Here is a 12,051-nt window from a genome sequence, read left to right on the forward strand (position 1 = left end):
TACGAAACCCCCCCCACCCCCCCCCCCCCCGCCGCCCCCCCCCCCCCCCCCCCCCCCCCCCCCCCCCCCCTCCACTGTGGACGGTACGTGCCGTTCAGCCCGGTTCGACGGGCAGCCACAGCTCGCAGGTGGCGGTGCTGAAGTCGTCGGCGCGGTCCAGGACGGTGACGATCGAGGGTCCAGGCCGCAGGCGCCACGGGTTGGAGGGGAACCACTCCGTCGCGGTCGCGGCCCACGTCGTCTGCAAGGCCTGGGGGTAGGCCCCGGCCGTCCGGAAGACCGCCCACCTGCCCGCCGGCACGTCGATGCCGTCGAGGTCGTCGGGGGCCGGGGTGTCCCGGGTGACGGCGACCCCGTGCAGGTAGGTCAGCTCGCTGCCCTCGGCGCCGTCGGGGTCGACGTCGTCGCAGACCTGGAGCAGGCCCTGGGGCTCGGTGTCGCCGAGGGCCTTGAGCCGCACGTGCTCCTCCGGCGGCAGCGCGGTGATGTGCTCCTGGATGTGCGGGTTGACGCCGTGGTGGATGAGCGGGACGCGGGTCGCGTGCCCGACGAGCCGGAACGCGGGGCGGTCGACGATGCGGGTGTCCATGGGGGTGCTCCCTTCGACGGTCAGGCGGAACCTGAGCTGCGGTTGTGCGCGAAGGGGACCTCCGCCGCGGCGGACGTCGCCGGGGTTGGCGCCGTGGACCGCCCGGAACGCGCGGCCGAACGCCTCGCTCGACCCGTAGCCGTGCCGGACGGCGATGTCGAGCAGGTCGCCCTCGCCGCGGACGACGTCGGCGGCGGCGACTGTCATGCGCCGCCGCCGCACGTACTCCGACAGCGGCATGCCCGCCAACGACGAGAACATCCGGCGCAAGTGGTACCCGGTCGTGCCGAGCCGCCTGGCCAACCCGTCGACGTCGAGCTCCTCGCCGAGGTGCTCCTCGACCAGGTCGACGAGCCGGTTGAGTGCCGAGATCACGATGGCCTCCCTTCGACGTCAACCCTGCCCTCGGCCACCCCGACCGCGCCCGACCGCGGCGAACCGATCCGATCAGCCCGTCGTCCGGCGCGTCACGCGGAGGACCGGCCCGCGAGAGCGGCGACGTCGACGAAGAACGCCCGGTACCGCGTCACGTCCTCCGCGCTCACCGGCAGCCTCCGGAACGGGTACAGCTCCTGCGGTTGCTCGGAGTAGACCGGCCCTCCGGGAGTGGTCCGGGCGCCGATCACGATCCGCGTCCGGCCGGGCTTGTCGGCTTCGAGCCAGACGCCGAGCCAGGCGAGCGGAACCCGGAGGGAGCCCTCGGTGCGACGCTGGAAGACCTCCAGGACCTGACCGTCGACGATGATCAACGTGTCGTCGTCGTGACCGAAGGTTAGTGCGCTCATCCGGACATCTTGGCGCATGCCTCCGGCCACGCACGTGGAGTGCCGGGGCTCAGGGCCCGGGCGCCGCGGGCGTGTCCGCGATCAGCGCCGCCAGCGGTGTGGCGAGGTCGCGCGGGGAGAACAGGTCGGGACCGCGGTAGCCGACGACCTCCGGCAACGACCACCAGCGCAGGCCGGTGATGTGCTCGGCCGCCAGCTCGCCGTCGGACATCGCGCCGCGCGGCGTGAACGACCGGGTGCGGACGAGGAAGTAGTCGTTCACCACGCCGTCGTGGCCCGGCGCGTAGTCCGGCCCGACGGCTTCCTGACGCCAGGCCGGCAGCGGTTCGGCGTCGAAGGCGGTGAGCCCGACCTCCTCGCGCAGTTCGCGGCGCAGGGCCGCGAGCCGGGTCTCGCCGGGTTCGACGCCACCGCCGGGAGCGGCCCACACCACCGTCGTGCCGGCCGGGCCGGGCACGGCGTGGCGGCAGAGCAGGACGCGGTCGTCCTCGTCCAGGACGACCGCGCGAACCGAGTGGCGCAGGTTCACCGAGGGCACCCGGTGACCCTATCGAGCCTTCGCGGGCCCGTGATCTCGGCGACGATCAGTACGGGAACCGCGCCGACTGGTCGTGCCGTGCTCGGACGACGATCGACTCGTCGTCGGCCGGGTCGTAGAACACGTCGACCGCGGCGCCGACCACCGGCGCGGCGAACACCGAGGTGATCATGGTGGCCACGGCGGTGCGCGGACCGGACGTGCCCTGGTAGGTGATGCGGACCGCGAACCGCGGGCTCCCCATCCCCCAGTCGTGGGTGAACTCGACGTGGTCGATCCGCCCCGTGACCCGCCACCCCGTGTGTTCGAGGTCGGGCGAGGCGTCCTGCCTCGCCGTCTTCCGCGCCGCGTGCACGAGCAGTGCGCCGGTCACCACCGTGAGCTCGGCGAACACGCCGGGCAGGAGGTACGGCGCGTAGTAGACGACCCAGTCCACGAGCATCCACGCTTCCCCCGGCCGTCCGTCGGCCGCCGGACGGCCGCCGACCGCCTCGGGGACCGTCCAGGACGACGCCGCGAGGGCCGTGCCGATCGCCAGGCCGAGGAACGTGGCGAACCGGCCGACGCCGGACCCCGTGCCGGACCACCAGGAGGCGCCCCAGTCGGCCCAGCTCATGGCGAACCCGAGCGTGGACGCGATCGTGACGAAGACGCCGAAGACCACGATCAGCGAGATCGTCGACGGGCCCCGCCCCCAGGCGTCGACCCGGTCGAGGGCCATCAGCCGGAAGCCGTCGAGGAGGCCGAGCGCGCCGGACCACCCGACCACCGCCCAGCTCAGCGAGGTCGGCGCGCTGAGCAGCCACACCTTGCGTCGTGCCTCGCGGTCCCGCCTCGGGTCCTCCGGCAGGCCCAGACCGGCCCACCAGAACCTCCCGTAGGGGAACATGAGATCTCCTCGTCCGTGTCCCCGCGGGCGGTTCAGTCGACGAGCCCGAACACCCCGACGTTGGCCGGGTCGGCGGGGTCGATCCGCGCCTCGTGCCTGGTGCCCGGGGTGTACTGCGAGAACGCCATGGTCGGCACCAGGTGCGTGATCGTGGTCCGGTAGGTCGTGCCGTCCGCGCGGGTCACGTCGAGCGCGGAGGTGTACTGGAGCTGGCCGGCGACCGCCCTCCCGGTCGGTTCGAGCGTGCGGACCACGGCGGTGGCCGGTTCGCCGGACTCGTGGAGCCTGCGCAGGTTGCGGCCGTACTCGTTGACCTCGCGCTGCTGGCGCAACTGCTCCTCGCCGGGCAGCGCGAGGAACGCGGCCATCGCCGGGTCGTCGGTCATCGTGCCGAACGCGTGCGACACCATGCCGAGCGTCGGCAGCTGCGGGCGGATGTCGTGCCCCTCCGCGGCGGCCTCCCGCTGGAACTGCGCCGCGTGCCGCTGGAAGTCCTGCTCGCCGCGCGCCGTCGCCTGCCGCGTGGCGTTGTCGATCTTGTCCCGAAGCTTCTTGAACACGGTGTCCTGCCTTCCGAGCCGCTGACGTGGTGACCACAGCGTGCGGCGGACCAGGCGCCCTACCGGTCCCAGGTTCGCCGGTTGCGGAAGCAGAACGTCCGGAACCGTGGTTAGCCTGCCCGCATGACCGACGACACCTCGCTGCGCGTGCCGGGGGCCGGGACGACGGGCCCGATCACCGAGGGGCAGGTCCACGTCGTGCCCGCCAACGAGGCGTCGTGGGACGACCTGCGGGACGTGTTCGGGACCTCCGAGCCGGGGCAGTGCCGGTGCCAGCGGTTGAAGGTCGTCGGCTGGTTCTGGCGCGACACCACCCAGGAGGAGCGCACCGCGATGCTGCGCGAGCAGACCGCGTGCGACACCCCGGACGCGCAGGTCACGAGCGGTCTGGTGGCCTACGTCGACGGGGTGGCGGCGGGCTGGGTCGCGGTGGAGCCGCGCACGGCGTACCCGAAGCTGCGCACGTCCCGCATCCCGTGGAAGGGACGTGAGGAGGACAAGGACGACGGCACGACGTGGGCGGTGACCTGCTTCGTGGTCCGCAAGGGCTTCCGGGGCCGCGGTCTGACCTACCTGCTGGCCCGCGCTGCGGTCGACTTCGCCCGCGGTCGCGGCGCCCGCGCGCTGGAGGCCTACGCGATGATCACCGAGCCCGGCCGGGACGTGATCTGGGGCGAGATGCGCGTCGGCGCGCGCCAGGTGTTCGAGGACGCCGGGTTCACCCAGGTCAGCCACCCGACGCTGCGCCGGGTCGTCATGCGGGTCGACTTCGAGCGCTGATCGTCACCGGCCCGCCGAATTCCATTCGACGAGCCCGAGCGATATCGCACACATCGTCCGTCGAGGCGGCCAACTCCGATTCGGCCCCGGACAGCCCGCCGTCCTCGATCAGGTGAACACCGCTCACCGAACGGGGATCACGAAACGCGAATGTTCGTCGGGTGTGGTTCTCGCGGTGGCACGGGGCGCGAAGCCGCACCTCGGTCGTGGCAAAAGTGCAGGTGAGGGCGTTCGTGGCGACGAGAATGCCCTTCCCGTGGGGGTACGAGCCGCCTGGTGGCCGTAGTCTTCCCAGGCCGGCCGCGGCACAGCGCGGGTCGGCCCGGGGAAGAGCACGGACGCGGCCCGGATCGGCACCACAGGCTCGAGGGCACGTACAGAAGGGAATGACCGGTCGGATGTTCCGCCGTATCGCGATCGTCAACCGAGGAGAAGCCGCGATGCGGCTCATCCACGCGGCCCGGGAGTTGGCCGAGGAGACAGGTGCCGCGATCGAGACGATCGCCCTGCACACCGACGTGGACCGCGGCGCCGCGTTCGTCCACGAGGCGGACGTCGCCTACGACCTCGGGCCGGCGTCCACCCGTCCCTACCTCGACCTGAAGGTGCTCAAGAAGGCGCTGGTGGAGACCGGCGCCGACGCGGCCTGGCCGGGCTGGGGCTTCGTCGCCGAGGACCCGGCGTTCGCCTCCCTGTGCGACGAGATCGGGGTCGCGTTCGTCGGCCCGAGCGCCGAGGCCATGCGCAGGCTCGGCGACAAGATCGGCGCCAAGCTGCTCGCCGAGGAAGTCGGCGTGCCGGTCGCGCCGTGGAGCCGGGGTCCGGTGGAGTCGCTGGACGCGGCCCTGGCCGCCGCGGCCCGGATCGGCTACCCGCTGATGCTGAAGGCCACCGCGGGCGGCGGCGGTCGCGGCATCCGCGTCGTCACCAACGAGGCCGACCTGACCGACGCCTACGAGCGCACCAGCCAGGAGGCCGCGCGGGCGTTCGGCAGCGGCGTCGTGTTCCTCGAACGCCTGGTCACCGGCGCCCGCCACGTCGAGGTGCAGGTCATCGCGGACGGTCAGGGCACGGCGTGGGCGCTGGGCGTGCGCGACTGCTCCGTCCAGCGGCGCAACCAGAAGATCATCGAGGAGTCGGCGTCCCCGGTGCTCGGCGCCGACCAGGCCGCTGACCTCAAGGCCTCCGCCGAGCGGCTGGCCAACGCGGTCGGCTACCGGGGCGCGGCCACCGTGGAGTTCCTCTACCACCCCGGCGAGCGGACGTTCGCCTTCCTGGAGGTCAACACCCGCCTGCAGGTCGAGCACCCCATCACCGAGTCCACCACCGGGTTCGACCTGGTCAAGGCCCAGCTGTGGGTGGCCGCGGGCAACCGGCTGGAGGGCGCGGCGCCGGTCGAGCGCGGACACGCCGTCGAGGCCCGGCTCAACGCCGAGGACCCCGACCGGGACTTCGCACCGTCACCGGGGCGCATCGCCCGGCTCTCCCTGCCCTCGGGCCCCGGCATCCGGGTGGACACCGGGGTCCGCGAGGGCGACACCATCCCGGCGGACTTCGACTCCATGATCGCCAAGATCATCGCCCACGGGCGCGACCGCACCGAGGCGCTGGGCAGGCTGCGCCGCGCCATGGGCAACACCACCGTGGTCATCGACGGCGGCGCGACCAACAAGAGCTTCGTCCTGGACCTGCTGGATCAGCCCGAGGTCCTGGACGGCAGCGCGGACACCGGCTGGATCGACCGGGTCCGCGGCGAGGGCAGGCTCGTCGCGCACCGCCACGCCGCCGTGGCCGTCGCCACCGCCGCGATCCAGGCCTACGAGGAAGAAGAGGGCGCCGAGCAGCAGCGACTGCTGTCCACCGCGTTCGGCGGCCGGCCGCAGGTGCGGCACGAGCACGGCCGCAGCCTCGACTTCAAGCTGCGCGGTGTCACCTACCGGGTCCGGGTGACCCGGGTCGGCGCGCAGCGGTTCCGGGTCGGCATCGAGGCCGGCGGCCAGGTCGGCGCCGCCGACGTCGAGCTGGACCGGTTCGACCCGCACTCCGGGCAGATCCGGGTCAACGGGACCCGCCACCGCCTGCTCATCGGCACCACGGGCCCGGTGGTCCTGGTCGAGGTGGACGGCGTCGCGCACCGGGTCAGCCGGGACGAGGGCGGCGTGCTGCGCTCCCCCGCGCCCGCGCTCGTCGTGGCCACCCCGGTCGGGGTCGGCGACGAGGTGGAGGCCGGGGCGCCGGTGCTCGTGCTGGAGAGCATGAAGATGGAGACGGTGCTGCGCGCGCCGTTCGCCGCACGCGTCAAGGAGTGCGCGGTGGCGGTCAACAGCCAGGTGGCCAGCGGCGCGCCGCTGCTGCGGCTGGAACCCCTCGCCGAGAACGACGTCGCCGACACCGCCGCCGACCAGCCGGTCGAGCTCGACCTCGCCCCGCTCCCGGACGCCTCCCCCGCCGACCGCGTCGAGCGCGGCCTGCAGGAGCTGCGCGGGCAGCTGCTCGGCTTCGACGTGGACCCGCACGACGACGCCAGGGTGCTGCGGGACTACCTCGACGCGCGGCAGGAGGCCACCGCGGCGGGCCGGCGTCCGCTGGCCGGGGAGGTCGCCCTGCTCACGGCGTTCGCCGACCTGGCCGAGCTGAGCCGCAACCGCCCCGCGGGCGAGGACACCGGCGGCGGTGGCCACGTGCACAGCGCCCGCGAGTTCTTCCACACCTACCTGCAGAGCCTGGACGTGGACCGCTCGGGCCTGCCGGAGCGCTTCCAGCGCAAGCTCGCCACGGCGCTCGCCCACTACGGCGTGACCAGCCTGGACCGCACCCCGGAGCTGGAAGCCGCCGTCTTCCGGATCTTCCTCGCCCTGCAACGGGCCACCGCCGACGCGGGGGTCGTCGCGGCGATCCTGCGGTCCTGGCTGAACGAGGCGCCGCCGGACGACGCGCTGCGCGACACGGTCGGGCTCGCCCTGGAGCACCTGGTCTCGGCCACCCAGGTGCGGTTCCCCGCGGTCTCCGACCTCGCGCGCGGCGTCGTGTTCGCCTGGCTCGGCCAGCCGCTGCTGCGCCGCAACCGGGCCCGCACCTACGCCGAAGTCCGCAAGCACGTGCGGTACCTGACCGAGCACCCGGACGCGCCCGACCGCGACGAGCGGGTCGCCCGCATGGTGCGGACCACCGAACCGCTCGTGCGGCTGTTCAGCCAGTACCTGGAGCGCAGCCCCCTCGACAACGCGCTGATGCTGGAAGTGCTGACCCGGCGGTACTACGGCAACAACCGCCTGGTCGACATCCGCACCAGCACGATCGGCGAGCGCACCTTCGTGACCGCCGAGCGCACCGACTTCACCGTGGTGTCCACCGCGACCAGCCACGACGACCTCGGCGAGGCGCTGCGCAGCCTCGGCACCCTGGCGGCCGGCACGGGCACGCTGGAGGCCGACGTCTACCTCGCGTGGCGCGACCAGCCGGAGGACGCCGCCGAACTGGCCGCCGCGCTGGCGGCCGTGGTCGGCGCGCACCCGCTGCCCGAGCAGGTCCGCAGGCTCACGCTCACCGTCGCGGGCCGCGGCGGCTCGGTCGGGCACCAGCACGTGACGTTCCGCCCGGCCGGTCCCGGGATGGCGGAGGACCGGCTGATCCGGGGGCTGCACCCCTACATCGCCCAGCGGATGCAGCTGGAGCGGCTGCGCGAGTTCGACCTCACCCGGCAGCCGTCCTCCGACGAGGACGTCTACCTGTTCCACTGCGTCGCCCGGGACAACCGCGCCGACGAGCGGATCGTGGCCTTCAGCCAGATCCGGGACCTGGTGGCCCTGCGCGACCACGACGGCCGCCTCGCGGCGCTGCCGACCGCGGAGAACACGCTGGCCACCTGCCTGGACTCGATCCGGCGCGCCCAGTCGCTGCGGTCGTCGTCGGCGCGGTTCAACACCAACCGCATCGTGGTCTACGTCTGGCCCGCCAGCGACATCACCCGCGAGGAGCTGGAGATGCTGGCGAAGCGGATCCTGCCCACCACGGCGGGCGCGGGCCTGGAGGAGATCGAGTTCATCCTCCGGCAGCGGCACGAGTCCGGTGAGCTGGTGCGGGTCGCGCTGCGGATCTCCTTCGACACCACCGGAACCCCGACGTTCTCCTTCGGCGAGCCGTCCGACGCGCCGATCCTGCCGCTGGACGGCTACCGGCAGAAGGTGCTGCGGGCGAGCAGCCGCAACACGGCGTACCCGTACGAGATCACCGGCATGATCGGCGAGTTCACCGAGTACGACCTGGACGAGACCCAGGCGCTGGTGCCCGTGGACCGCCCGAAGGGCCGCAACACCGCGGCCATGGTCGCGGGCGTGGTCAGCACGCCGACCGCGCGGCACCCGGAGGGCGTCAAGCGCGTCGTGCTGCTCGGCGACCCGACCGACTCCCTCGGCGCGCTGTCCGAACCGGAGTGCCGCCGCGTGATCGCCGCGCTCGACCTGGCCGAACGGCTCCAGCTGCCGGTGGAGTGGTACGCGCTGTCCGCCGGCGCCCGGATCTCCATGGAGTCCGGCACCGAGAACATGGACTGGGTCGCCGCCGCGCTCAAGCGGATCGTCGAGTTCACCCAGGGCGGCGGCGAGATCAACGTGGTGGTCGCGGGCATCAACGTCGGCGCCCAGCCGTACTGGAACGCCGAGGCCACGATGCTCATGCACACCAAGGGCGTCCTGATCATGACGCCCGACTCGGCCATGGTGCTCACCGGCAAGCAGTCGCTGGACTACTCCGGCGGCGTGTCCGCCGAGGACAACTTCGGCATCGGCGGCTACGACCGGGTCATGGGCCCCAACGGGCAGGCGCAGTACTGGGCGCCGGACCTGCCGTCGGCCCGGGACCTGCTGATGGCGTACTACGAGCACACCTACGTCGCACCCGGTGAGGACGGGCCGCGCCGGGTGGCGACGACCGACCCGCACGACCGCGACGTCACCGGCTACCCGCACCACGCGGCGGGCAGCGACTTCACCGCGGTCGGGCAGATCTTCTCCGCGCAGGACAACCCGGACCGCAAGAAGCCGTTCGACATCCGGGTCGTGATGCGCGCGCTGGCCGACCAGGACCGCCCGGTGCTGGAGCGCTGGGCGGGCATGGCCGACGCCGGGACGGCGGTCGTGCAGGACGTGCACCTGGGCGGCATCCCGGTCTCCCTGGTGGGCATCGAGTCACGTCCGGTGGAGCGGCGCGGCTTCCCGCCCACCGACGGGCCGGACACCTACACCGCGGGCACGTTGTTCCCGAAGTCGTCGAAGAAGGTGGCGCGGGCGATCAACGCGGCCAGCGGCAACCGGCCGGTCGTGGTGCTGGCGAACCTGTCCGGGTTCGACGGCTCGCCCGAGTCGATGCGCGCGCTCCAGCTGGAGTACGGGGCGGAGATCGGCCGGGCCGTGGTGAACTTCCGGGGTCCGATCTTGTTCTGCGTGATCTCCCGGTACCACGGTGGCGCGTTCGTGGTGTTCTCCAAGGCGCTGAACCCGAACATGACCGTGCTCGCCGTGGAGGGCTCGTTCGCCTCCGTGCTCGGTGGCGCGCCCGCGGCCGCGGTGGTCTTCACGCGGGAGGTCGCGGCCCGCACCGCGGCCGACTCCCGGGTCCGCGACCTGGAGGCCAGGAGCGCGGCGGCGACCGGCGCCGACCGGGCCGCGCTGACGGCCGAGCTGGACGAGGTGCGCTCCGCGGTCCGCGCCGAGAAGCAGAGCGAGATCGCGCGCGAGTTCGACCGGATCCACAGCATCGGCCGCGCGGTCGAGGTCGGCTCGGTCGACGCCGTGATCCCGGCCGTCGAGCTCCGGCCCCGGATCATCCAGGCCCTGGAGTCCCGGCGGGCGTAGCGGGTTCGACGACGGGGGGACGGCGTTGCGGCGCCGTCCCCCCGTCGCGTTGCCGATGCACGCCTGGCCTGTCACCCCGGTTCCGGCGCCGGGTTCGATCCTGCGGTGCGCCCCTTCCCGGCAGGTGGTCTCCGTACTAGCCTCGAGGTGTGAGAGCGCTCTCACGGTGAGTTCCCACCACGCCTTCGAGGCACCGCAAAGGAGACCCCATGCGCTTCTCCTCCAGCACCGAAGGAACACCCGCAGGAACGTCCACGACAAGGACCAGGCGGCTCACGGCGGCCGCGACCGCCGTCATCGCCACCCTCGCCCTCGCCGCGCCGACGGCTTCCGCGACCGAACCGACCACGTCCGCCGACTGCCAGGTGTCCGCACTGGGCCAGACCGGTCTGCGCGCCGCCGACCCGAGCGTGATCCGCGTCGGCGGCACCTACGTCTCGGCGCAGGTCGGCGGTGGCGGCATCCAGGTCCGCCAGGCGTCGTCCCCGGACGGGCTGGCCGCCGCGCCCGCGCGCCTCGTGTGGCGCGACGCGCGCAACCTCGGCTCGGTGTGGGCGCCCGAGATCGTCCGCGACGGCGGTCGGTACTACATCTACTTCACGGCCGGCCACGACGCGGCGCACCGCATGTACGCGATCAGCTCCGCCTCGCCGGACTCCGGCTACACCGGTGAGGTCTCCCTCGCCCTGCCGGGTGGCCGGTGGGCGATCGACGGGGTGCCGGTGACGTTCAACGGCCAGCGCTACTTCATCTGGTCGGGGTGGGAGTGCACCACCAACGTCGAGCAGAACCTCTACATCGCCCGCATGTCCGACCCGCTCACGGCGGTCGGCAACCGCTACGTCATCTCCCAGCCGCGCGAGCCGTGGGAACGCGTGGTCGGCAACCCGTTCATCAACGAGGCGCCTGAGGTCATCAAGGACCCCAACGGCCAACTGCACGTGGTGTACTCGGCCAACGGCAGTTGGAGCGAGCAGTACTGCCTGGCGGACCTGCGGCTGCGCGCCGGCGGCGACCCCACCCACGTGTGGGACTGGTACAAGTCCAACGGCTGCCTGTTCGGCTCCAACCGGGCCACCATGATGACCGGCTGGGACCCGACCCTGCACGTCAACGGGCCCGGCCACCACACGTTCGTGCTGCTCGACGGCGACATCGCCACCAGTCCGCCGGCCGGCCCGAAGTTCCCGATGGTGTACCACGCGGTGCCGAAGGGCACGCCCTACCACTGGGACAACCGCTACTGGTACACCGGCACGTTCGTGTGGTGGGGCAACACGACCTACCGCCGCGCCAACGTGCCGGGCGCGACGGCGGACACCGGGTGGGGCCTCAAGTTCTTCGAGTAGCCGTTCGACGATCACCGGTCCCCTCACCGCGCTGCCGCCCGTCCCGCGGAGTTCGCGGACGGGCGGTAGCGTGCCGGTGCCGGGCATCGAAGGACGGAGGGCGGCTCATGGCCGAGGTCACCGCGGTGGACGTGCTGCTGGACGGGTTCGGGCGGGTTCGGGAGTCCGTGGAACGCGTGCTGGACGGCCTCACCGGACCGCGGCTGACGTACCGGGTGGGTGGCTCGGCCAACTCGATCGCGTGGCTGGTCTGGCACCTGACCCGGGTGCAGGACGACCACGTGGCGGAGGTCGCGGGCGACGAGCAGGTCTGGACCGCCGACGGCTGGGTCGAGCGCTTCGGCCTGCCGCTGCCCGCCGACGACACCGGCTACGGCCACGACGGCGAGCGGGTCGCCGCCGTGGACGCGCCCGCCGCCCTGCTGCGCGACTACCACCGGGCGGTGCACGAGCGCACCGCGGCGTACCTGCGCGGCTTGAGCGGTCACGACCTGACGCGGGTCGTCGACGAGTCGTGGGACCCACCCGTGACGCTGGCCGTGCGGCTGCTCAGCGTGATCGAGGACGACCTCCAGCACGTCGGTCAGGCCGCCTTCGTGCGCGGTGTGCTGCCCGAGGACTGACAGTGAGGATGTAGGTGAGCACCTCCCGGCTGGGGTCTGACCCCAGGACTGACTGACTTCGGGTCCTCAACGGGATCTGTCGGCCC

General features: G+C 72.9%; 9 protein-coding genes. 4 read left to right on the forward strand and 5 right to left on the reverse strand.

The window, feature by feature from the left end; all coding sequences use genetic code 11:
• Positions 1 to 94 precede the first annotated feature (94 nt).
• The 5 genes from ACZ7GX_RS42985 to ACZ7GX_RS43005 all read right to left on the reverse strand — a co-directional run bounded on the left by ACZ7GX_RS42985 (position 95) and on the right by ACZ7GX_RS43005 (position 3,361).
• Positions 95 to 964: an AraC family transcriptional regulator gene (locus ACZ7GX_RS42985; RefSeq protein ID WP_498786195.1), complete on the reverse strand. Its 870-nt coding sequence runs from the start codon at positions 962 to 964 to the stop codon at positions 95 to 97.
• A gap of 92 nt (positions 965 to 1,056) precedes the next feature.
• Positions 1,057 to 1,374 (reverse strand): hypothetical protein, encoded by a 318-nt coding sequence (locus tag ACZ7GX_RS42990; protein ID WP_498786197.1) that lies wholly within the window; start codon positions 1,372 to 1,374, stop codon positions 1,057 to 1,059.
• A gap of 49 nt (positions 1,375 to 1,423) precedes the next feature.
• The gene (locus ACZ7GX_RS42995) at positions 1,424 to 1,912 is read right to left on the reverse strand and encodes an NUDIX hydrolase (protein WP_498786199.1); all 489 of its coding nucleotides are present in this window, start codon (positions 1,910 to 1,912) and stop codon (positions 1,424 to 1,426) included.
• A 46-nt stretch (positions 1,913 to 1,958) separates the two neighbouring features.
• Positions 1,959 to 2,801 (reverse strand): DUF3592 domain-containing protein, encoded by an 843-nt coding sequence (locus tag ACZ7GX_RS43000; RefSeq protein ID WP_498786201.1) that lies wholly within the window; start codon positions 2,799 to 2,801, stop codon positions 1,959 to 1,961.
• A gap of 32 nt (positions 2,802 to 2,833) precedes the next feature.
• Positions 2,834 to 3,361, reverse strand: a complete 528-nt coding sequence (locus ACZ7GX_RS43005) for a hypothetical protein (RefSeq protein WP_498786203.1) — start codon at positions 3,359 to 3,361, stop codon at positions 2,834 to 2,836.
• Positions 3,362 to 3,484: 123 nt separating this feature from the next.
• Between ACZ7GX_RS43005 and ACZ7GX_RS43010 the strand changes: the two genes are divergently transcribed.
• From ACZ7GX_RS43010 to ACZ7GX_RS43025, 4 genes are all read left to right on the forward strand, one after another.
• Positions 3,485 to 4,141, forward strand: a complete 657-nt coding sequence (locus ACZ7GX_RS43010) for a GNAT family N-acetyltransferase (protein WP_498786205.1) — start codon at positions 3,485 to 3,487, stop codon at positions 4,139 to 4,141.
• Positions 4,142 to 4,539: 398 nt separating this feature from the next.
• Positions 4,540 to 9,993, forward strand: a complete 5,454-nt coding sequence (locus ACZ7GX_RS43015; RefSeq protein ID WP_498786207.1) for an ATP-binding protein — start codon at positions 4,540 to 4,542, stop codon at positions 9,991 to 9,993.
• A 209-nt stretch (positions 9,994 to 10,202) separates the two neighbouring features.
• Complete coding sequence (locus tag ACZ7GX_RS43020; RefSeq protein WP_498786209.1) at positions 10,203 to 11,342, forward strand: glycoside hydrolase family 43 protein; 1,140 nt, start codon at positions 10,203 to 10,205, stop codon at positions 11,340 to 11,342.
• A 107-nt stretch (positions 11,343 to 11,449) separates the two neighbouring features.
• Positions 11,450 to 11,965, forward strand: coding sequence for a mycothiol transferase (locus ACZ7GX_RS43025; protein WP_498786211.1), 516 nt, complete (start codon positions 11,450 to 11,452; stop codon positions 11,963 to 11,965).
• Positions 11,966 to 12,051: the final 86 nt, after the last annotated feature.

It is taken from the genome of Actinosynnema sp. NPDC037264 (genome assembly GCF_055603705.1).